The organism is Dyadobacter subterraneus (assembly GCF_015221875.1).
GTDB lineage: Bacteria > Bacteroidota > Bacteroidia > Cytophagales > Spirosomataceae > Dyadobacter > Dyadobacter subterraneus.
In genome coordinates, this window is sequence record NZ_JACYGY010000001.1 from 4,167,777 (window position 1) to 4,188,851 (window position 21,075).

The 21,075-nt window shown below is 41.0% G+C and carries 18 protein-coding genes and 4 pseudogenes; 6 read left to right on the top strand and 16 right to left on the bottom strand.

The features are described from left to right. The 8 genes and pseudogenes from IEE83_RS17295 to IEE83_RS17325 form a co-directional block, all read right to left on the bottom strand. Entirely contained in the window at positions 1 to 330 is a 330-nt protein-coding gene (locus IEE83_RS17295; RefSeq protein ID WP_194121785.1) for a helix-turn-helix transcriptional regulator, read from the bottom strand. A gap of 829 nt (positions 331 to 1,159) precedes the next feature. Beyond that, complete coding sequence (locus IEE83_RS17300) at positions 1,160 to 2,212, bottom strand: DUF5694 domain-containing protein (RefSeq protein WP_194121786.1); 1,053 nt, start codon at positions 2,210 to 2,212, stop codon at positions 1,160 to 1,162. Positions 2,213 to 2,395: 183 nt separating this feature from the next. Then, positions 2,396 to 2,578, bottom strand: a pseudogene (locus IEE83_RS17305) (Rpn family recombination-promoting nuclease/putative transposase); the annotation flags it as partial. A 753-nt stretch (positions 2,579 to 3,331) separates the two neighbouring features. After that, positions 3,332 to 3,673: a hypothetical protein gene (locus IEE83_RS17310; protein ID WP_194121788.1), complete on the bottom strand. Its 342-nt coding sequence runs from the start codon at positions 3,671 to 3,673 to the stop codon at positions 3,332 to 3,334. A 1,463-nt stretch (positions 3,674 to 5,136) separates the two neighbouring features. Then, positions 5,137 to 5,337 carry a hypothetical protein gene (locus IEE83_RS17315; RefSeq protein ID WP_194121789.1) on the bottom strand — a complete coding sequence of 67 codons (201 nt, stop codon included), beginning with the start codon at positions 5,335 to 5,337 and terminating at the stop codon, positions 5,137 to 5,139. A 138-nt stretch (positions 5,338 to 5,475) separates the two neighbouring features. After that, positions 5,476 to 9,633 carry a hybrid sensor histidine kinase/response regulator gene (locus tag IEE83_RS17320; RefSeq protein WP_194121790.1) on the bottom strand — a complete coding sequence of 1,386 codons (4,158 nt, stop codon included), beginning with the start codon at positions 9,631 to 9,633 and terminating at the stop codon, positions 5,476 to 5,478. 310 nt (positions 9,634 to 9,943) lie between these two features. Next, entirely contained in the window at positions 9,944 to 10,279 is a 336-nt protein-coding gene (locus tag IEE83_RS32985) for a hypothetical protein (protein ID WP_228101848.1), read from the bottom strand. A gap of 334 nt (positions 10,280 to 10,613) precedes the next feature. Then, positions 10,614 to 10,820 carry a hypothetical protein gene (locus IEE83_RS17325; RefSeq protein ID WP_194121791.1) on the bottom strand — a complete coding sequence of 69 codons (207 nt, stop codon included), beginning with the start codon at positions 10,818 to 10,820 and terminating at the stop codon, positions 10,614 to 10,616. 469 nt (positions 10,821 to 11,289) lie between these two features. Here IEE83_RS17325 and IEE83_RS17330 point away from each other — a divergent pair, with 469 nt between their 5' ends. Genes IEE83_RS17330 through IEE83_RS17340 form a run of 3 tightly spaced genes read left to right on the top strand, consistent with a single transcriptional unit; the run spans position 11,290 to position 12,552 of the window. Beyond that, entirely contained in the window at positions 11,290 to 11,655 is a 366-nt protein-coding gene (locus IEE83_RS17330) for a VOC family protein (protein WP_194121792.1), read from the top strand. Positions 11,656 to 11,657: 2 nt separating this feature from the next. Next, positions 11,658 to 12,104 (top strand): EVE domain-containing protein, encoded by a 447-nt coding sequence (locus tag IEE83_RS17335; protein ID WP_194121793.1) that lies wholly within the window; start codon positions 11,658 to 11,660, stop codon positions 12,102 to 12,104. Beyond that, positions 12,088 to 12,552 carry a MarR family winged helix-turn-helix transcriptional regulator gene (locus tag IEE83_RS17340; protein WP_194121794.1) on the top strand — a complete coding sequence of 155 codons (465 nt, stop codon included), beginning with the start codon at positions 12,088 to 12,090 and terminating at the stop codon, positions 12,550 to 12,552. Before IEE83_RS17335 ends, IEE83_RS17340 begins: the two co-directional genes overlap by 17 nt. 219 nt (positions 12,553 to 12,771) lie before the next feature. Here IEE83_RS17340 and IEE83_RS17345 read toward each other — a convergent pair whose 3' ends face one another. From IEE83_RS17345 to IEE83_RS17375, 7 genes and pseudogenes are all read right to left on the bottom strand, one after another. Next, positions 12,772 to 13,581: an SDR family oxidoreductase gene (locus IEE83_RS17345; protein WP_194121795.1), complete on the bottom strand. Its 810-nt coding sequence runs from the start codon at positions 13,579 to 13,581 to the stop codon at positions 12,772 to 12,774. An 81-nt stretch (positions 13,582 to 13,662) separates the two neighbouring features. Then, entirely contained in the window at positions 13,663 to 14,559 is an 897-nt protein-coding gene (locus tag IEE83_RS17350) for a helix-turn-helix domain-containing protein (protein ID WP_194121796.1), read from the bottom strand. A gap of 547 nt (positions 14,560 to 15,106) precedes the next feature. Then, the gene (locus IEE83_RS32990; RefSeq protein ID WP_228101849.1) at positions 15,107 to 15,355 is read right to left on the bottom strand and encodes a hypothetical protein; all 249 of its coding nucleotides are present in this window, start codon (positions 15,353 to 15,355) and stop codon (positions 15,107 to 15,109) included. 222 nt (positions 15,356 to 15,577) lie between these two features. Further along, positions 15,578 to 16,127: pseudogene (locus IEE83_RS33750) on the bottom strand (MFS transporter); the annotation flags it as partial. Between the two features lie 5 nt (positions 16,128 to 16,132). After that, a pseudogene (locus IEE83_RS17365) lies at positions 16,133 to 16,402 on the bottom strand (Gfo/Idh/MocA family oxidoreductase); the annotation flags it as partial. A 113-nt stretch (positions 16,403 to 16,515) separates the two neighbouring features. Further along, positions 16,516 to 16,920, bottom strand: coding sequence for a hypothetical protein (locus IEE83_RS17370; protein ID WP_194121798.1), 405 nt, complete (start codon positions 16,918 to 16,920; stop codon positions 16,516 to 16,518). A gap of 1 nt (position 16,921) precedes the next feature. Continuing rightward, on the bottom strand, positions 16,922 to 18,100 hold the full coding sequence (locus IEE83_RS17375; RefSeq protein WP_194121799.1) for an FAD-dependent oxidoreductase: 1,179 nt from the start codon (positions 18,098 to 18,100) through the stop codon (positions 16,922 to 16,924). An 86-nt stretch (positions 18,101 to 18,186) separates the two neighbouring features. Between IEE83_RS17375 and IEE83_RS17380 the strand changes: the two genes are divergently transcribed. After that, positions 18,187 to 19,140 carry a helix-turn-helix domain-containing protein gene (locus IEE83_RS17380; RefSeq protein ID WP_194121800.1) on the top strand — a complete coding sequence of 318 codons (954 nt, stop codon included), beginning with the start codon at positions 18,187 to 18,189 and terminating at the stop codon, positions 19,138 to 19,140. Positions 19,141 to 19,321: 181 nt separating this feature from the next. Beyond that, positions 19,322 to 19,603 (top strand): annotated as a pseudogene (locus tag IEE83_RS33000) (transposase); the annotation flags it as partial. A 77-nt stretch (positions 19,604 to 19,680) separates the two neighbouring features. Here the strand turns inward: IEE83_RS33000 and IEE83_RS17390 are convergent. Further along, positions 19,681 to 20,286, bottom strand: coding sequence for a TetR/AcrR family transcriptional regulator (locus IEE83_RS17390; protein ID WP_194121801.1), 606 nt, complete (start codon positions 20,284 to 20,286; stop codon positions 19,681 to 19,683). A gap of 82 nt (positions 20,287 to 20,368) precedes the next feature. Between IEE83_RS17390 and IEE83_RS17395 the strand changes: the two genes are divergently transcribed. Then, positions 20,369 to 21,070, top strand: a complete 702-nt coding sequence (locus tag IEE83_RS17395; protein ID WP_194121802.1) for a dienelactone hydrolase family protein — start codon at positions 20,369 to 20,371, stop codon at positions 21,068 to 21,070. The last annotated feature ends 5 nt before the right edge of the window (positions 21,071 to 21,075 follow it).

Consider the following 21,075-nt stretch of genomic DNA (forward strand, 5'->3'; position numbering starts at 1 on the left):
TCAATTTCCAAAAGCTGTTTCTGAAATATTATCCCAAAGTTCATTACGAACACGCCGCGTCTCTCTCAGGGCTTGTTCGCCTGCCATAGTGACCGTAAAAAGTCGTTTCCGTCGTCCGCCCCGTTCAGCCGAAGCCTCTCCGAACCGTGAGCTAACGAGCCTCTTCTCTTCAAGCCGCTGCATGGTTCGGTGCACTGCACCCAGGCTCATGGGCCTGGCCAGACGCTTGTTCAATACCTCCAAAACGGCCACGCTGTAAGCGTCATCCCAGAGTGAGGCAATCGAGAGCAGTACCACCTCTTCAAATTCGCCCAGTTGAGTACCCTTCATGTCTAAAATTCAATTGTGTTCCATATCTTCTTACTTTGCATAGCAAATAAAAAGCCAGCCATTATAACCGAGCTCAAAACGCTCTAAACGAAGATAATTACAAATGGAGCGCAGGTATTCTGTCCGATTACGGTCACTCAACTGTTCAAATTCGAACAATTCGGTCGTATAGCTAACACAACACCTTTGATTCTGTAAAGTGACTACTGATCTCGCCTGCGAAACTACTGATGGCTTTCAGAAAATCTTTTAAATAGACATTCCCAATTAGGTGAAAACCACGTAAAGCAAACAAACCGGTATACAAAAGACCGACTTTGCCGGCCTGATATTCCTTTGCAATTGGATAATGCAAGACGAGAACGCGCAGAAAGGCAGAAACTACAGATTTTGCACCACCAGGTAATGTTGCTTCCTTATAGCTATCTAAAAAAAGCTACGATAAACGTGATTTTATAACTGGCTGAGATAAAGACGTCTGACAAAGGGGCCTTGCAACATGTTCTCTTTTGCAGATTCATGGTATGGCTTTATGTAAAGCCGTTCGAGACAAATAATGCCTTTTTAAACCCAAACGGGTTAATCCAGCCAAAGCCTCCGGCGTTGTTAATTAAATTTTCCGTCCTTCCACAAAAAAGGTCTTTCAAGGCAGCAATCACAACATATTGAGTGAAACACTTCTTATAATAATCCTGTTTTTCTGCCCGAGACGTGACATCTAGCATCCGAATGTTTCCCGGTGCGAAGGCAGAACCAAAATGCCTGCCGGCAATTGTTAGTGACTGGAAATTTGGAGGATTAATGGCATGAACCTGTCCAAGAAAAAAGTTTACTTAACTTCATTAATATTTCTAATCGTCACGTTAGGCATTGTTTTAAATATATCCTGCATATATCTGCGATGATTGGCACCGGCAAGAACAACGACTCTTTTCAGACCCAATGCCCTTGACTTATTGACAACATTTTCGCACATGACTTTATTTCTCATTAGCCACCAATGGATTTGCGAAAGCATTTGCTCTTTTGGAAATCCTGCAATATCATACATTTCCGGAAAATAAAAATCTCCGGAAGCAAAGATCACAGAGGCTTGGTCTGTATTTAACCACTCCGTTATGTTTTTTGAGCTTTTTTCGATACCTGCGTTTTTCAGGAACCCTTTATCTCTCCTGTTGAGCAGTGCTTTTAATGCATCGGCATAAGAGGAAATTGTATCCGCTCTAAATTGTTGAAATTTTTGATGAAATGCGGCCGAGGATGCCTGCCAGTTCAAATCATAATCCTGACAATCCATGGGAAGTAATCCCTTGATTTTCATTTCCAGCATCATTGGAAATGCAATGAGTGCGTACTCCGAGGTTTTTAGCCTTTTCATACTTCGCCCCGTGGTATCAAACCCGGGACTAAGCAGTTTATTTACATAGTTTTCAAGCGATGTATCCGGTGTTTGTACCAGTTTGCTAAATACCTGCCAGACCTGGTAATGCGCATTTGCAACATCCTGGTCTAGGTAATAAGCATGTGCCAGATCCGCTTTTATTTGATAATTATCTGGCCGTTGCTCTGACAATTGTTTTAAGCTGTCAATGGTTTGGGGGAGTAAGTCCACTGCTATATCCCTATTTCTTCTAAGCATCTCAAGTCTGCGGATGTTATCCTGTTTACACCAATAATCCATAACAAGTCGTTCATCTTCCTTACTCAAAAACTCTCCGAAAAAAGCAGTTGGCGCAAATTTCCTGATTTTACTATAAATAGCTGAAAGGTCCTGCCGGGGATAGCTACTGTAATTATGTGAAACACCTATCAGCACAATGTCTACTTGCTGTGCACATACATTAAGTGATACGAAGAGAATAATTAAAAAAGAAAATTTCATTTTTGATGGCGTAAGGAATACGGTTCTTAAATCAATTTTAATTAAAAATATTAAAATTTTTGTAAGACGACCGGATTTGTCTCAGCCTCAATTTGTTTTTGCAATCCTGGAAAATGTAGCCGCCTATCTGAAATGGGGTGTACTTATCTGCGTAACTCTTGTGCAAGATTAACAGTGATACCTTTATTTTCTCTTCCCATCATTCCTTTGGCCTGAATAAACAATGCCGGACATCGATTTCTGCAATTCCGCAGATGCGTAAACGTCTGGCAGCTGCGTCAGCGTCGAAAGATCCAGCTGTCCGGTCACAAATTGTGGCAAATAGCTTTGAAAATATTCAATAGCAATGTTTTTATCAGTCATATGTGCCTTATAAAAGTGTCATGTAGAGGTGATTTTGTCCATGGGCCTAAGATAACCTGATTTCCAAATCATTAATTGAATAAAGTGGGGTTATTGCAATGGAGTTTTGGTGCGACATCAGGCAGGACGGATTTCTCTTACCGCTTTCAAATACCCGGATCAATTGCCGAAAATGGAACGTTGACCTACAATAATATGGGTTTATCGGCTGGAAACCTGCAAAGGTGATCCAGGTCGGAAGGAACCATCGGATTAACTTATACTGGTACACTGTTTGCTCCCAAACATAATGAAGTTCGCTTACAGCGTTGAATTGAGTACTGATACAAACTAAGCTTGTGATCATTTAAACTGTAAGGTTGGAGCCGGACGGATTCATTGCGCTACTATATGCCACTGCGTCAAAATAATGGATTTAATTAACTCACAAAGAAGTTGTTTGGGAAGATAATCAAGATCGCTGTCCTGTTTCCCGGCAGGTTTGGCTAGCTCAGAACCTAGCTTCAATAAATATGATTTCCACCCTGATAACTTCTTCTATATTAAATCCCTATATTTTAATGTCAAATGGAGCGTGTTAATTTATATTCTTCAAACTCCCTTGAAACCCGGTCAGATAACCGAAAGCTGGTGAACAGTCTTTCCGTGAGGTTTTTTCATCCTTGTATCCTGAAGTTACTGCATCCCTACGTCAAATCGAACCATTTTGATTACGTACAGACACTTACACCACAATTATTACAACTATCAAGCAGCTCAAAAATAAAAAAACACACCAGTCCCTCGGTCAAATGCCTCTTGAAATAGACTTTTGATTTCACCCAAAACATCATGGAGTTCAATATCGTAACCGGCATTGTCTAAGATATTACTATTTAATACCTTGGTTATTGCAGGTATTCCAACGATATGCTCGTCTTCAAAATAATCAATTAAGGCCCCAGAAATAGCATTGATTTTCTCAAAGAAACCAATCTCGAATAATCTTTGAAGCATTTTATCATCAAGATCCATTTCTATCAGATCATTCGTTTCATTTATGTCATAGTTTAAACGTTCAACGGCCGAAAGATTAATTGGAACGCAAGTAACTTTCATATGAAAATTCTCATTTATTAACAGATTCCCAAATATAAAGGATATAAACCTGTTGATTACAATGTCCTTTTGCGATTGAGTTATGCAAAGCCACCTCCGTTCACACCTACGCTGAGAATGCAAATAGGGATAGATCCAAACTTGATTTGGTACAGATGCCCCTACCAGACAAAAGGTACAAATACAAATACTAGTTTTCCTTGGAATACCCTTTTTAATCCTTCATTTTTCCAATCTGGCTTTTTGGGGGTGCACTTTAAATTGATCAAAGATCCATTTTCCCAGCTCATTGATAACCGGAAGAGATTCGGCCAGGCGTAGCTCTTTGATTTCGGCAGCAACCAGCATTGTAAGGTAAATTACTCGTAAATTGTGAGAGAAACGTGATAAAATAAACTTCAAGTGAGGAGTAAAATAAATCAATGGATCCAAACATCAGATTTTCATTTATAATCAAAAGATGCGTAAGAATTGATTCCTTCCCTTTTAGTAAGTTTGAATTTGAAGACAGTTATTTAGTAGTTCTGGACAAAAAAGAAACGCAGAAGGCCGCGACTCCTTACATGTTAATAAGCTTATAAGTTTCTTACCTTCTCTTTGTGAAAATAAAATACACGCTACATTTGCAGTACTGAGTAAGTCGCTTACTATTCTGAGGAGGGTTTTAAACATCAAAGGTTATTCTGGTGATGTTTTTTTGTAACTTTTGTTACCTCCGTCAGTAGTATAACTTTTTTTATATCTACCAGTTAGGTTGAGATGGAAAGTGCGTAGGAAATTTCTACGCTCTTTTTTGGCATAGATTTTTATTTAGTTCAGCCGTTTTCTATGGTGTTTATAGTCTAAGTACAGGTAGAGAGCCAAGGATCTTATCCGAAGGCTCTCTTTTTGTTTTTGTTTCCTAAGAAGACTGAGCCGGATATTCTACCTCATCGTTTATTTTAAATGGAGGAAAATCACATTTTCTTCCATAATGGTTTACTGGATCAGAAGGTAATCAATCAAGGGTTATAATTTCGAGCCATCGAATTGAATTTCAATTATCAATAGTGACCATGCAGTTATAAATTAATAATTTCACAGTCAATGATTTAAAAAAATCCCGGTATTGAGGAAATTGTTATTATCGGCTAGTGCCATTATAGTAGGAACACGAGAGGCAATTAATCTCTTGCATCATTGAACCCACTTGTCAATTTCAAAATTGAGTTGTCGGTTTTGGATCCGGCCAAGGTATCTTTATCTTGCAGGAACTTATAAGCGAAAGTCCGGCCCGTCTTCGAAATAAAAAAGTAGGTGTTCAAAATTTAGTTGGTGAAAATTCCGATGGGATTCGACCTTCATAAAATCGTAGGAGCATTACCTAAAATATTTAGCTTCGTAAATACGTCAATGCACAACTAATCTAGTTATTTTCTGTAAATCATTGAGAAATTGGTTCGACATTTGTTCGGGAAGGGATCCTAAAAAACATAAATCGGCCTCCCTGACGAATGTGTAGGCTCTTGTTGTGGGGGCATTGGTAACAGAGCGCGTCTTTCGAAAGTCCACCCGGAAAGACCGCGTGTCTGATGGGGTACAGAAGTGCAGTGGCGTATCGTCTGGCGCGGAGACCCTTGTAAAATTGTTTCCATATCAGAAACTTTGGTTTGTCCGTTCATCATGTTGCATGTTGTTTTCGTAGAACATGCTGCAACGTTTGATCCGGGCAAATCGAGAACATTCCCGCAATTCCGGCGATCATTAAAAGTCATGTATCCATAAAATACTTTACCATCCTCAGAATCACTACCTTCAAAGCCTTACTGCTTCCTCTCTCGTATTAACCTGGAGAATTTTTCAAGGATCTGCATTAATTCTTCCAATTTCAAAGGTTTACTAACATACTCGTCCATCCCAGCGTCAAAGCATTGATTTTTATCCTCAGGCATAGCGTTGGCGGTCATTGCAATGATATAGGGCCTACCCAAATTACCTGCCTTAATTATTTTTGTTGCTTCAAGCCCGTCCATATGTGGCATTTGTACGTCCATCAAAATGAGATCAAATGCGTTTTGACTTGCGCTCTGCACCGCCTGAGCTCCATCGAAAACAAGCGTTGGTTTATAGCCCAGCTTGCTGAGAACATTTAATATCACAATCTGATTGACCTTATTATCCTCTGCCACAAGGATGTTGAGCGGATATTTGCTTGAAAAGCCTGCGTAAAGTAATTTATTGAACACTTCAGGCGCTGTTGTACCAGCTGCATAGCCAACATCTTTGTTTTTAAGCTGCTGCTGAACCGTATTAAAAAGTAATTTTTGCCTGAATGGTTTTTTCAGCAAGGCACTGAAAAGCGCCTTCTGTTCCTTGGGCAGTTCGCTTCCGGCACTTAGAAGTATCACCGGAAGCCCAGGGTAATTTTGGTTGGTCCTCATTGCAAGCCCTATGCCGTCGACAGGCACCATATTCATCCCGGTAATCACCAACTGTACCGCTTTATTTTCTGCCAGTAGATGCAGCGCTTGCTGGCCATTGGCTGCCTGCAGGACAACCATTCCCCAATCGTTAAGCTGGTCCGCCAATATCCGGCGGCTGCTGGCATTACCTTCTGCTATAAGGACCATAGCTGTCGAAAAATCTTTATGATCTACCGAAATGCCAGCATGGAAAGGAAGTTGCATTTTGAAAAGCAATGAAAATTCGAAGGTGCTACCTTTACCTTCAGAGCTGCTTACTTGAATGGTACCGCCCATCAGACCAACCAGTTTCTGTGAAATGGCAAGGCCTAGGCCTGTACCGCCATATTGTCGGCTGGTGGAGGAGTCTACCTGCGAAAAGGCCTTGAACAACCTACCGATCTTATCTTGGGAAATACCGATTCCGGTATCTTTGATTGAAAAGTACAGTCGAATTTTTTGATCCACTTCTATGCCCTCATGCAGCTGGACTGATAATACAACCTCTCCCATATTGGTAAATTTCACAGCATTTCCAATCAGATTCGTAAGGATCTGGCTAAGCCGAAGACTATCGCCAATCAACTGCTCGGGTACGCCACGCTCTATTGTGTAAAGCAGCTCAAGTTTAGATTCTACGGTTTTAGCACTAAACACATCCATCACCGCTTCGATGCAGCTTCGAAGGTTGAACGGTGCTTCCTCAAGCTGCATATGGCCCGATTCTATTTTTGAGAAGTCCAAAATATCATTGATCACCGTCAGTAAACTGCTTCCGCTTGACTGTATACTTTCCGTGTAACTGCGCTGCTCAGGATCCAGCTCCGTTTCCGCAAGCAGTGAAGCCATACCAATAACCCCATTCATAGGCGTCCTGATCTCGTGACTCATCACAGCCAGAAAAGCACTTTTAGCCCTACTGGCCAACTCGGCCTGCTGCTTCGCTTTTTTTTCCTGCTCAATAGCTTTCTCTACGGCTCGCTTGGCTTTTCTCTCCTCTTCAATAGCCACTTCCAGCTGCATGGTACGCTGTTTGACTTCTTTGATCAACAATTTCTTGTGCCTTCGGCTCGCATGTGTTCGCACCAGGTAAATCAAGATCAAAACACCAGTGCCAGTACTCAGAGCGATCAACCTGAACCACCAGGTCAGCCAAAACGGCGGAGTAATAGTGATTTTTAAAGACCTGCCCACCGGGTTCCACATCCCGTCATTATTGGACGCTTTAACCCTGAAAGTATACGTTCCAGCATCAAGGTTTGTATAGGTTGCCGTGCGCCTTGTGCCGACATAATTCCAGGCCGGATCAAACCCTTCCAACTGGTAGGCATACTGGTTTTTTTCCGGTATGGTATAGTTAAGTGCTGCAAATTCAAGTGTAAATACAGACTGCTTGTATGAGAGTACCAGTTCGTTGGTTTGGGAGATATCTTTTATTAGAACTGCCGAGCGGTCACCAGCTGTAACAGTCTTGTTAAAAATCTGAAGCCCAGTAAGAAACAACGGTGCGGCAAATCGGTTGTAGCTGATGCTATCTGGGTTGAAGCTGCTAAACCCATTCACCCCGCCGAAAAACATTTGCCCGGCACTGCTCACAAAACAGGAATTATCTCTGAACTCGTTTCCCTGAAGACCGTCTTTGACCCCAAAGTTTCTAAATGTTCTCTTTTGAAGATCCAGTCTTGAAATGCCCTTATTGGTACTTAACCATAAATTGTTGTGATGATCTTGCAGCATGGCAAATACAACATTGCTGGCCAGCCCATCCTTTTCGGTGTAGGCCTTAAATGTTTGAGTGACGGTATCAAAATAATTGAGTCCTCCTCCGACTGTGCCTATCCACAAGCCGCCTGGATCAGTCTGGACAATGCATTGGACCTTATTATGCGAGATCGACACGCTATTGCCTGCTTTACGTCCGTAACGCTTGAAGCGCTGCCGGACGACATCCAGCCGGTTGAGTCCATTGTAGGTTCCAACCCAGATATTGCCTTCCTGATCCTGAAAAACAGTTGTTACGATGTCTGAGCTAATGCTGCTGCTGTCTCTGGGATTAGTCCGGTAGCGCGTAAATCTTTCGGTTTTCAGGTTGTAAGAGTTCAACCCGCCGCCCCAGGTGCCTATCCATATATTATCCTGGCGGTCTTTATATAGGTTGTTAACATCTGCAAACGAAAGACTGTTTGGGTCACCAGGATCTGGTAAATGGTGCTGCGCAGCAGCGGTTTTAGTATTAAAAAAATCAAAGCCCCCATCGTGGAACCCGAGCGCCAATACATCTTTAGAAATTCTTATTATCGAAATCACATGGTCATTACTGATGGATTTTGGGTTTTTAGGATCGTGCCGGTAATTTGAAAATGTATTGCTTTGGCTGTCAAATACATTCAATCCGCCGCCATCTGTGCCTAGCCATACACGCCTGCCTAAACTATCCCCGCATATGGAAAGCACCACGTTGTTTGTAAGGCTGGCAGGATTTGCTGGAATGGTCCGGTAAGACCGAAATTTCTCGCCAAACCTGGGCAAAAAATCAACCCCGGCAGCATAGGTGCCAATCCAGAAATTCTCAGCGTCATCCTGATAGATCGAATAAACAGAATTATTGCCTAAGGTGGCCGGCTCATTGGGTCGTTGCTGATAGCGATGAAACTGGCCTGTAACAACGTTATACATGCTTATTCCACCGTTTTCGGTTCCGATCCAAAGGTTATGATCCTTAGCCTCCATTATAGTAAGAATATCATTATGTGCAATTGAATTCTCTTGAGAAGGCTGATGTTGAAAGTTTTGAAAGGCTTGTTGGTCATGCTTGTACATATAAAGCCCGGCGCCCCTGGTTCCTATCCATAAACGTCCATTGCCATCTTTACAAAGGGCTCTGACAGGTGCTGCCGGTAAGCAGTTTTTGCATGCCATTGCAACATGGCGGCTTGTATATTTCTGATTTTTAAGCACTACTTGGTAAAGCCCCTTTTCCGTTCCCAGCCACAGTGAACCGTCCATTTCTTCCTCAATACGAAGAATTGGATTTCTGCTTTCTGAACTGCGATTCTGCCCGGCATGCTGAAAGAATCGAAATCTATTGCCTTTTTGGTCAAATAGGAAAAGCCCATTTTGAGTACCAAGCCAGATCCTGTTTTCACTGTCCTGGAAAATATCGTTAACATCTTGGGTAAATAAGTGTCTGAAACTGTTCTTATTTCTGTCAAACCTGTCAAGACCACTGGATGTGGCAACATACAGGTTGCCTTTTTTATCTTCTAATAAATCCTGGATATAGCTGTCTGTTATACTGTTTTTGTCGTCAGGTTGATGTTTATAATGGGTAAAGATGTAGCCATCATATTTATTGAGCCCGTCTTCTGTTCCAAACCACATAAAACCTTGTTTGTCTTTGAGAATGGCCGTCACGTGGCTTTGGGAAAGTCCCTCATTGGTTGTGAGATGGTTGAATCTAAGATTCTGCGCCTGAACCAGAATATGGATTGACACCAAAAAAAGCGTCTGAGCGGTCATATATTTCATCTTAAGGGAGAGCAGCCGTGATACAGTGAGAAATATTCTTAACGACGCGTGATGAGCATTGATCGTTTAATCTTTAATAATCTTATAAACTGTAACAATTTCTACAATATATAAAATAATTCTACAACATTAACGGTCAATCCGACAGAAATAAAATAGGTTTTTATTGCGCGGTGCAATACATTTTCTTCCTACTGTAGTCGCAGAAGCAAATTCTGTCAGGCTTGCCAAATACATGTTTTAATGGTTCTTAAATTACCCCATGGCATAGGTCTTCAAACAAATAAAATACAATTTTTATCTATAAATCACATTCTATCCGTTCTTCGATTTTAAGAAGAGAATTTTCATAGGTCAGTCCAGAGAAGAGCTTGTCTTCTGAATTCGTTAGATTTCCTCTCTGCCTGTCAAGCCGGTATAACCAATCCGATGTCAAAATCAAGACCATATCTCTGGCTTTCGGGACAGCAACTTCCCTTGGAAAACCACTAAAATGTCCGCACCACTCTGATTGATCGTTGTTTATGAACCTTACAAAGGTCCAACTTTGAGAATTCCATGGATTTTCATTGTCGTAAACTCGTTCGCTATATTCTCCAGAATACGGCAGACCTATTATATCTGCTTTGAACATCATTTGGAGTTGTCTTCAATAACTCTTCGCTTTGTGGGACATTATTGTGACAGGCTATCAGTTTGAATCAGAGCAGCATCTTAAAAAGTCTATAAACTCCGTAAAAAAATAATGCAACAGCGATATATAAAAAGAACACATACAACAAGTCGTTAAGTGGCATCTAAATACTCAAAAAGATTATTAAGGACACAATCATTGTTAATACAAATGCAATCACTATGAAATTTGAAATACCCTTACCAAGTTTTATCATCTTTTTCCCTATTTACCATTCTTTTTCATAAACTCAATCGTAACTTTTTATTCGTTATCGTTTTTTGAGAAAATTCTCAACTTAATCAAAAGGAATAAGATGAAACTGAATTTTAACATCCGGAGATTTAGGAATTTGTATTGTTTTTATATTTTTTAAATCCGTGAGTATGAGTTGTCCATTTTTTAAATGATTCCCTATTTTTTTTATGTAAAAGGAAGAGTCACTAATGTAATCCGGCTTATCTGCTTCTTTAATTTCATTAAACAACAGCAATATTTCGTACATCCTCGCGTGTTGATGTTTTATTTTAAGGAAACCCTAATCAACACTTATATCGGTTGCTCACCTATTTTCCCTGCTTTTGCGGTACAATTCTGAAAAAGAATCAGAAAGCTACCTATGTTCCAACATCTTTAAAACAGTTCTGCTGCGGCCAGCACCGTTTGCTTATGGACGCTCTGAGCAGCATGTTAAATTATGATTAAACGTGCATCGTCTTACCTTTATCGAACTAAAACACTCCTTCCTATGCTCTAAAAGGTCACTGAATAGCCAGCTTGTGATTTACACAAATACCACCAAACAAATTTTCAAAATTAGCGAAAACGGACGGTTATCTCATACTATGCATTCAGCGTAGCGGAGACAGATGTCCACATGTAAAAGGTCGTATAAATGTGAACATGAGAAAATAAAACATTTGAATTTTGTAGTCGTATATATTATATTTACGACAACAAAAATTAGAAACATTATGAGAAAATTAGAATTTGCATCCCTTCAAGTGAGGGATATTGAGGCATCCAAAGCGTTTTATACGCAGAAATTGGGTTTCGAAGATTCCGGAATACCTAACCCACATGCCTGTGTTTTTCGTTACAACAAAGGTGAGTCAAGTTTTGCCATTCGTACCCCAATCGGTGACCTCAATGGAAAAGAGCTGGGTGTCGGCGTTGCAATCTGGTTCGCAATCGATGGTAAAATCGAGGATCTCCAGGCTCAGCTTCTTGCGAAGGATGTAACCCTGCTGGGGCCAATTCAGGAAACACCTTTCGGAAAAATCATCGTTGCCAAAGACCCAGATGGATACAAGCTAACCTTCCTTGAGACAGTTGAATAGATATGAACCGGGATACAAAAAATTGGATCATATCGGCGTCAAAGGAGCATGTCAAAAGCGCATTCATGCAGGTGATTGCCCAGACTTGCCACGGCAAGGCATCGCCACTTAAACGTTTGCGCAAAGATGATGTCGTTATCTTCTATTCGGGAAAACAAACACTAGGAAAGCCACAGGCGTGTCAGCAGTTCACTGGGATAGGCAGGCTTATGGATGATGAAATCTATCAGTTCCAAGCGTCAGAGGATTTCTGCCCATCAAGACGCGAGGTTGAAATTTTTCATGGCGAAGATACTTCCATTTTGCCGCTAATCCCTGGACTGAATTTTATTCAGGACAAGAAAAACTGGGGCTATCCGTTTCGTTTTGGTTTGTTCGAAATCGATCAGCAAGACTTTGAACTGATTTCTTCACAAATGCTGGAAAAGAGCCATGTCCAAAAAGATTGAATTTCATTTTAAGAAACCCGAAGAAAGCCCGGGTTATCTTTTGGGGCAGTTAACCATGCTATGGCAAAGGAAACAAAAGCGTGTGCTGGATCCTTTGGATCTAACCTCTACCCAGTTTGCGCTACTCTGTGCCCTGGCCTGGCTATCTAGGGAGAGTGATAAAGTTACGCAGGTCGATATAGCTAATCAGGGCAATGCGGATAGGATGATGGTGTCAAAGGTCTTAAGGACACTCGAAGAAAAAGAATTCATCACCCGCCATGATCACCCGATAGACACCAGGGCAAAGCTGATTAAGCTGACTACGAAAGGAGAAGTAGTACTTCAAAAAGCCATTATTTGTGTCGAAAACGCTGACTTGGAATTTTTCAACGAATTAGGATCAGATTTGACTTCTTTTAACTCCACTATGCTGGCACTCATCAAACAAAATACAAAAGACGTTTAACAGTCACTAGCGGGACAAGCGAAGTACAAATCAAGTTACTGATCCAGTGACAATGAAGGATAAATCCGTCAAATTTGAATGCAATTAGGACTATCAACCAACATTCCTTAAACAGTTCTTTTGCATCTGCCGCTTCTCCTATGAATGGACAGCATACTCTTAATAAAAAAAAGGCTTTTTACAGCCTTTTTTTTATTTGTTCTTTGTTATAAATAATTTTCATCCGAAAAATGCCTTATCCAGGTCTTGATGAAATGCTTCTGCACCCAATTCTAAACGCTTGTTGTAATCATCATTTGCAACAGCGCCAACCAAGTAACGCAACTGGTTTTTTCCGTCTGTGGCAGCTTGGTATATCACTTCTGAAACAGTTTCCGCAGGAGCAAGACTGTTGATGACTTCGTCGCTAAAAAATACTTTTTTGAAGCCATCGAAAAAATCTTCATAGGCCGGATGCTCAGGAATAACCAATGAACGGCCTACAAAATCGGTTTTTGTAGGTCCAGGTTGAACTGTTTTTATTTGAATACCCAAACGGTTTAATTCAAAAGCCATACTTTCTGTCCAACCTTCAATAGCCCATTTTGTAGCGTGATACAACGAAAAGAAAGGATAAGCGACTAAACCACCAATGGATGAAATTGTTATAAATACACCTCTTTTGTTTTCTCTGAAATGCGGAGTAAACTCCTTCGTCAATCGGATAACGCCCAAAAGATTGGTATTTACAACTTGTTCAATTTCTTTGTCTGTCGTCCCTTCCAACGCACCAACAGTTCCGTAACCTGCATTATTCAACACAACGTCAATATTTCCCAAAGCAATAGCCTTTTCATATGTTGATTTTATTTGTTCAACATTAGTAACGTCTAACGGAAGCAACGTAACATTTTCGTATTCTCCTAAATCTGTTACTGTTTGTGGACTTCGCATTGTTGCAATTACTTTCCAACCTTTGTTTGCAAAATAAATTGCTGTTGATTTCCCTATGCCCGATGAAGCACCTGTAATAAAAATTGTTTTTGCCATTGTAGTATATAATTTGTTGTTGCAAATTAAGTTGAGAACAAACCTATGTTCTAACAAAAAACAATCACATTATTACAAAAATCAATCAAGACGAAACTGTCTTGGTGTTATACCAGTATATTTTTTAAAGAAATTATTGAAATGTGTATTTTCTTTAAAACCTAATGCAAACGCAATTTCAGAAACATCTTTTTTCGTATGCTTCAAAAGGATTTTTGCTTCAATTAAAATTCTTTCCTGAATAATGAAAGAGGTGGATTTATGCAAAACTTCGTGTAACGCTTTGTTCAAATGATTGACGTGAATGGATAGTTTTTCCGCAAAATCTGAAGCGGAACGTAAAGGCAATGCACCAACATCTTCAACAGGAAACTGACGTTCTAATAATTCTAAAAATTGGGTGGTAATTTTTTGAGAAGCGTTATTGTAGAGTTGAAAAGTGGGTTTAATAGGTTGCAGTTTTTCTGCATTATACAAAAGATCAAAAACCATAATTCGCATTTTGTCGTACTTATGCATGTGTTCAGATGTCCACTCCGTTAGCATTTCGTCAAATAATTTCTTTACCCACCTTGCCTGTATGTCTGTCAATTCAATTATTGGCAAACGCTCCGGTTGAAAAACAGAATAGTCTTTCGGATTGCCGAAATGATGAAAAAAAAGCTCTGTAAACACACACGAAAATCCATTTTGCTCATTTCCGATTTGTTCCCAATTATAGGGCACCTGGGGATTTGCAAAAAGCAATGCCTGTTTTTTGATCTCAATAGTTTTATCCGAAAAATGCACTTTATTTACCCCTTGTATGAAGCTTATTTTAAAATAACCTCTGCGACTGTAAGGAATGGGTTTTATGCTACACCCTAGCAAATCATTAAAAGCAAACACATTAAAATGCCCGATTTCATTTTGCAAAATTTTTGGAATAGCCTTGAAACGTTGTGTATAAAAATCTTCTAATGTTTCTATATTATTCATTTTTCAAAGATACAAAATTCAAATAATTGAATCATGGAAAGTATAAATAAATTAAGGAAGACAAAATCTACACTTGCACCATCCTTCTCCTATTAAAAATCGTACTGCCGGATTGTGAGGTTGTTTAAAACAGTTGGTAAAGGTTCACGGCTTAACGTTCGGATGGGATTTCACCACTAAACCCAAATACGAAGCACTTCGCCTTCCATGACGCCAATATCTCGTTACCAGTGGGCTTTTGTCGACCGATTGAATGGATGTAAAAGTTTCATAGATACATTTTGTAATAGTGATCAAGGAGATAACTTGCAAGAGCTCTTGGGAAGTTGGCATCTCCCTAATAAGATGAAGACCATGTCATATCCTGATAAAAGACAAATGGAGAGGAAGCGCAATATCCTAAACTTGCCGCTGGCAATGCAAAATAAAAGGAGTATCACAATTCTGAAACTTGAAGACCCTCTGGTGTAGACGAAAGAATTTAGCTAAAAGCTAAATTACTGCAACGACAATCTTGCATGCAGTATTTCCGACTGTAACGTGCCTCCTATGCACCGTAATGACCCTGCGAGAAGTATGGCCCTTCCAAATGCATCCTCAAAAACTGTGATCCGTTCCGATTTTTCTCGTGTGCCCGCTCATAGAGATCAAGTTTTCTCAAAAGTTCTTTCTTTTGACTTGTAAGCGTCGTCGGCACCATGGATGTCATGCCATACCTCACATGTGTTTCAGCGATTTTCAAATTAGCTTCCTTAGTGCCGTCCATGAAATCATAGCTACCACCATGGATGTGCATATCGATAAAACCGGGTGAAATATAGTTTCCTTTGCATCAATTTCAACAGCATCGGGCGTCTCAATATCCCGTTCAATCACCTAGCAATCTTTCAGTTGGCAATTACGACTGTGCCGTTTTTTATCATTCGGTAAGGCGTCAGAATATTACCGTTGAAAATTTTAATCGTCATTATTTCTATACAGTAAAATTTTAAAATCCGCCTTTAAAAAGTAAAGAAACTCAGAGCCAGTGTTTTATTTTGTGTCCTGAAAAGCATAAATAACTAGGTACAGATAACACGGAACCAGCACCCAGTAAGCCTTTTGCACATCGGCAAAGTGACCATAAAATAAAGGAATGCTGGCATTTCCGCTCAAACCCATAATCATAACCGATGCTCCAAGCTTGGTAAATCTGCCCTAACTATCCAGTGCAACCGGCCATATTCCAGCCCAGACCAGTGAGTTGGCCAGTCCTAAAAGCACTACAAACCAGATCGAAACATCGGTACTGTGACTAAGCCAGCTAATCTCTCCCTTAGCGTATATAATCAGTAAAGTGAATAAGGTTCCTAAAACCGTACGGACCCTCAGGGCATTGACCTGGTTAATCAGTTTGGGAATAAAAACGATACCCAAACTGATTAACCACAGATCGTGCAGAAAAGTGTGTAAGACGAAAAAACCTTTGCTTCCACAAGACCAAGGCCCACTGATCCCGCATAACCAATGATGGTGTCAAAAGCAATCACCTGCGATCCGACATGAAGGAAAATAGCCAGCGCGCCCAATCAAACAATGAATCATGGATATAAGCACCCTCTGCGTGAAGGATCTCACTGAAAAACCGTTGTCTGGCCATGTTCAGTGTCAATAATTCAAAGAAATCATAGCAGCACTTTTCAAGCATCATGCAGTGCTTTTTTGTTCCTTCAGAGGTTTCGACCAGGTGGAAGCATTCTTGCACTGTGGTTGCAATCGGAATTTCACAGGCTACGTCCTTGCCATGTCCCATCGCATACTTGGCCATAGGTGCGTGCAGGTTCCAGGTCGTACAGATATATAATCAAAGGAAACTACTTGGATAAAATGCCTGAGGTAGGAAATGTCTGGTTCACAGAATGCATGGTTTGCTAGAAGTACCAGAACCAGTTAACAGATCTTATCCTCTACTTAACTTCACTTACCCGCATGCCAGTGTTTACCTTTAAGTACTAAAAGCCATTTATTTCCTAACAAAACGCAAGGCAACACACCAAGAATCAACATTATCCAGAACCAGGAAGGATTTACGACCGACAGCCAAAGCCAGCCTACAAGTAATTCTGTAATGGCGCCAACAATTAAATTCTCCCTGGTGCCTCCGCCAACGATAGTGCTCATCATACCACCAATGATACAGCTGCTATAAACACACAACAATTTGATCAGCAATTGCAAAGTATCCGTTGTCCCTAAGCTATTATTTGTGAATAGCACCAGAGACGTCGGATTGAGCACCCCTTGTATTTTGGCAAACACCGAACTCAAAAGCGCAACCGTTCCAAATCCAGTTAACACAGCCAGCATTTTTCTAAAATTCATCTCAGTGATCTGCTTTAAAGTGTAACTGGTTATCATTCAATACAATGGGATCAGTCATTATTCTATGAAGATCCGGCTCCGAAGCTGCTCTAAACGATTGGACAAATTGCTTTAATTTCTCTTCGTTATCGGGAATAAAGGATGCCGCGTTATTTCTTGCATTACCCTGAAATTTTTGAATTATCGGCTGCATCAGATTATCATAACTGTTACAGGCTGATTTCAAATCGCCGGTATTCTGCTGGATAAAATGTGCCAGTGCTTTTGCTCCGTAAATAGATAGGGATGCGCCCATACCGGAAAGTGCCGTAGGGCAATAGCCTGCATCCCCTAGTAAAACAGCATTTCCCTGCACTAGTTTCGGGGCATTTACCATACCCATTTTATCTACGAACATAAGGCCTTTGTCTACGAATCGATCCAGAAGGCTCACTGTATCAGGGCTATATCCTTTGAAAGATTCTAACAGCAGTTTGTCGGCAGTATTTTTTATGGCCGCTAAATCATCGCTTGTATTGTGGACATAACACTGTATGGCTATTTCTTCAGCAGCAATCGGGTAAACAGACAGCATCTTATTGACATCAATATAAATATTAAACGTTCCTACTTTGTAAGAATGCTTCCCTTTAAGCCGGCCACCCATATAAAGCACATTAAAGTCTTCGAGCTGACAATGTCTGAAATGGTTTTCCCTTGTCGATGAACGCAATCCTTCTGAAACAATGAGCAGATCAGCCGCCAAAATGCTCCCGTCACCAAGTACAATATTGGTTTGCTGCCCCTGTACGATTAGCTCTTGAATGCTTGATGAAAATTTTATCTCGACTTCATTCTTTACACTTTCGTACAATACATGATGAAGCCCACCTCTTGTGATTAAGATCGAGCGTTCAATATTTTCATTCATCTTCTCATAGCTGATCTTTTGGATTACCGTATCATCAGATTCCCTGAAATTGACAAATTCAGAAGGCGATGATTCACCAAAGAGCTCAGAAGTGAGCCCAAGTTCATCCATGATCTTTACCCCAAAACTTTTCAGCGAAATCAGAAATCCTGATTTATTAAATGACAGGGCTCTTTCCAGCACCGTTATCCTGTGACCTTGTTTGGCTAAAAACTTTGCCGCCGTTAAACCGGCTATACCCCCTCCTGAGATAACAATATGTTTCTTCATATATTTTAATTTAAATTAACATCACAAAATTATTTGCTAATTTGTGATAAAAATAGCCCATTAGACAGCAAAAATAGTCCAAAAGAATGAATGAGGTTCAACATGAAATGCTAAGGCTGGCAACCAGGCTGGGTGTCCCTGTACTAGCTGATGACGCTGCATTAAAGCTGCTGCAATTCGATGAGATGAAGGTGGTAGATATGCTGCCAGATATGCTTGTGTTGATCCGGTCACTGGTAGCCACTGAAACATTTTTCTTCAAACGAAAACCGATGCAGATCGAAGAGAAGGGACTGCTGATCTCGTTTCAGAATATGTTTAATACCGCAGCAAAGGAAGCTATACCGGCAGCCAGGCCGCCGGCTTGTCAGCCCCATGTACGTATAACACCTTCTAACTGGGAAAGCGAGGTTACTTTCCCAAAAGATTTTAACATCAGGCAAATTACAATTCTGTTAAGCCTGAATTATCTGAGAAACTTCATAGGGAAAGATCAAAGCCGGCTGGAATATTTATTCAACGCGGATCAAACGCTTTGGATAGAGGAATTTATGTCGCCTCAAATGGCAAAGCTGGTCAATGAAATCTCCGACAGCCATACGGACCCTATTTTGCCTGAAGCATATTACAGATTGAAATCATTGGAACTGATTTATCTGCTTTTTGAAAATTTATTAAACAGACAGGACATCAGGCACCGTAGCCTGAGCAATTATGAAATAGAGGCAGTATATCTTGTCCGCAATGCCCTGGAAGACTCCCTGGATAGTTCCTTTACAATGGCGGGGCTCGTCAAAGTAAGCGGAATGAATGAACTGAAATTAAGAAAAATTTTTACCCAGGTATTTGGGATGGGCCTAAACGATTACCACCAGCATCGGCGTATGCAGGAAGCTGCAAGGCTTTTAAGAGAAGAGAAACGATCCGTTTCAGAAGTTGGATATCAGTTAGGGTTCAGCAACCTCAGTTACTTTGGGCGATTGTTTGAAAAATACTTTGGACTAAAACCAAAAAAGTGGAGCGAAAAAAATCGGATTTAATGGTGCTAACGTGATTTTATATAATATTCTAAATCTACGTGGCTGTAATTCCGTCAGAGCAAAATTGAGGGCTCAACGAAAAGCTATAATTTAATAAATGAATGAATGGATATGAAACTAAACGGTTTTCACGCCTGAATGCAGATTCCGGTGAAAGTATCCAGAGTATCAGAGGGCATATGTAAGGCAACAAAGCAGAAGGGGAAAAAGGATGAAGCGGCTACGACAAAGTACAGTTGACCCAGCCTTTAGAAGCTTGGTTCAATATTATGGATTCAGTAAAGTAAATGTGCTGGGAAAGCAAGGAGCTCATAAGAACATTTTGGTGGCTGCCATTGCATTTAATGTCAAGAAGCATCTTAAAACGACAAAAATAAAAGTCGGTATAAGTGCTGCCCAGGAAGTTAGTAGCCGATCTACTATTACCAATCCGCTCTTTTTAGCAGATTACCTTTCTTTTTGAAAGGTAAAAGAAATATTTGAAGCAGATCTCAAAAATTCCTTGTTCGGACTACTTCTTCAACAGCCACGACCGGTTCTTTATACATTTCCATAAATACTCATAAAATCTGATACACTAGTTTGAGCCAATCCGGTTGCATTTATGTCGGCAGCCGTTTGAATACAGAAAATGACCGGATATCTTGCCATCATACATAGTTGGATAAGCGTTCTGGCAGCTCTATTGGGATCTTCTGACCGCAGGCTTCCAATTACCATTTGTTTTTCCAAAAAGTCGGCAAGAAGCTCCTCAGTTGCCTTCGGCGCACGTTCATAAAACAGCCTGCCGACTTCCGGAAAACGCGAACTCTCGCTCACTGCAAGTCGATGCAATTCAACTGATTCTGGCGAACATATCTCTTCGATGTAGTGTTTGGCAAAGTTTCTGAGCGCTTTTTCCAAAGGAATATTGGAGTCAAGATCAGGAGCCAACCTACCCCGAAAAGCAGCAGTGGCGTGCTCGATATATGCCGCGAAAAGAACCTCTTTATTAGGGAAGTACCGCCACAGGGTTTCTTTTGACCCACCAGATGCCAAAGCAATCGCCGACATCGTAGTGCCACCATAACCATGTAGAAGGAAGTGCTGTCCAGCAACCTCCAGGATTGTCTTACGGCGCGCTTGTTGTTGCAGATCTTTAGACATTATTTATTTGCTTGCAATTTACCGTACCATTTAGTACGTTTGTTTAACCGTACCACGTGGTACGGTTAAACAATTTTTCAATATGAGTTTTACAACAAAGATACATTCCTATGACGGCGTAGGCAAGTTCAATGTGTATGTGGCAGAGCCAGAGGGGAGACCACGGGGGGCAGTTCTCGTCATTCAGGAAATTTTCGGAGTCGATACTGACATTCGCTGGCGTTGCGACCTCTTGGCCCAAAGCGGTTACCTGGCCATAGCGCCTGACCTTTTCTGGCGTCTGGATCCGGGTATGGAATTGGACCCGGACGTGAAATCCAACTTGAAACGTTCCGTGGATGTCGTCATGCGCTTTAACACGGATAAAGGGGTACACGATGTCCAGAGCACGATAAACAAAGCTCGAGAGATCGCAGGCAGTAAGGTAAAGGTCGGCTTGGTCGGTTATTGCCTGGGTGGACGCATGGCGGCTTATGCTTCGGCCAGAACAGATATTGATGCGGCCGTATCTTACTACGGTGTGCAGATCGAGCGCATGCTTGACGAAAAAGATGCCATCAGAAATCCGCTCATGTTACATATGCCAGAGTTCGACGAACACGTGGGCAAAGAGATTCAGGCGCAAATTCATGCTGCTTTTGACCGTAATCCGCAGATCACGATTTTTGACTATCCAGGCGAACACCATGGTTTTGCTTGCACCCTTGGCAAACGTAGATCGGAAGCCGCAGCGGCTTTAGCAGATCAGCGTACATCTGACTTTTTATCCGAACACATTGGTTGATATAA

Coding starts and splice junctions, on each gene's coding strand:
- IEE83_RS17325 (WP_194121791.1), bottom strand. CDS start 10,820: ATGTACGAAATATTGCTGTTGTTTAATGAAATTAAAGAAGCAGATAAG.
- IEE83_RS17320 (WP_194121790.1), bottom strand. CDS start 9,633: ATGACCGCTCAGACGCTTTTTTTGGTGTCAATCCATATTCTGGTTCAG.
- IEE83_RS17330 (WP_194121792.1), top strand. CDS start 11,290: ATGAGAAAATTAGAATTTGCATCCCTTCAAGTGAGGGATATTGAGGCA.
- IEE83_RS17395 (WP_194121802.1), top strand. CDS start 20,369: ATGAGTTTTACAACAAAGATACATTCCTATGACGGCGTAGGCAAGTTC.
- IEE83_RS17375 (WP_194121799.1), bottom strand. CDS start 18,100: ATGAAGAAACATATTGTTATCTCAGGAGGGGGTATAGCCGGTTTAACG.
- IEE83_RS17310 (WP_194121788.1), bottom strand. CDS start 3,673: ATGAAAGTTACTTGCGTTCCAATTAATCTTTCGGCCGTTGAACGTTTA.
- IEE83_RS17300 (WP_194121786.1), bottom strand. CDS start 2,212: ATGAAATTTTCTTTTTTAATTATTCTCTTCGTATCACTTAATGTATGT.
- IEE83_RS17340 (WP_194121794.1), top strand. CDS start 12,088: ATGTCCAAAAAGATTGAATTTCATTTTAAGAAACCCGAAGAAAGCCCG.
- IEE83_RS17370 (WP_194121798.1), bottom strand. CDS start 16,920: ATGAATTTTAGAAAAATGCTGGCTGTGTTAACTGGATTTGGAACGGTT.
- IEE83_RS17350 (WP_194121796.1), bottom strand. CDS start 14,559: ATGAATAATATAGAAACATTAGAAGATTTTTATACACAACGTTTCAAG.
- IEE83_RS17295 (WP_194121785.1), bottom strand. CDS start 330: ATGAAGGGTACTCAACTGGGCGAATTTGAAGAGGTGGTACTGCTCTCG.
- IEE83_RS17390 (WP_194121801.1), bottom strand. CDS start 20,286: ATGTCTAAAGATCTGCAACAACAAGCGCGCCGTAAGACAATCCTGGAG.
- IEE83_RS17315 (WP_194121789.1), bottom strand. CDS start 5,337: ATGATGAACGGACAAACCAAAGTTTCTGATATGGAAACAATTTTACAA.
- IEE83_RS17335 (WP_194121793.1), top strand. CDS start 11,658: ATGAACCGGGATACAAAAAATTGGATCATATCGGCGTCAAAGGAGCAT.
- IEE83_RS32985 (WP_228101848.1), bottom strand. CDS start 10,279: ATGATGTTCAAAGCAGATATAATAGGTCTGCCGTATTCTGGAGAATAT.
- IEE83_RS32990 (WP_228101849.1), bottom strand. CDS start 15,355: ATGCACATCCATGGTGGTAGCTATGATTTCATGGACGGCACTAAGGAA.
- IEE83_RS17345 (WP_194121795.1), bottom strand. CDS start 13,581: ATGGCAAAAACAATTTTTATTACAGGTGCTTCATCGGGCATAGGGAAA.
- IEE83_RS17380 (WP_194121800.1), top strand. CDS start 18,187: ATGAATGAGGTTCAACATGAAATGCTAAGGCTGGCAACCAGGCTGGGT.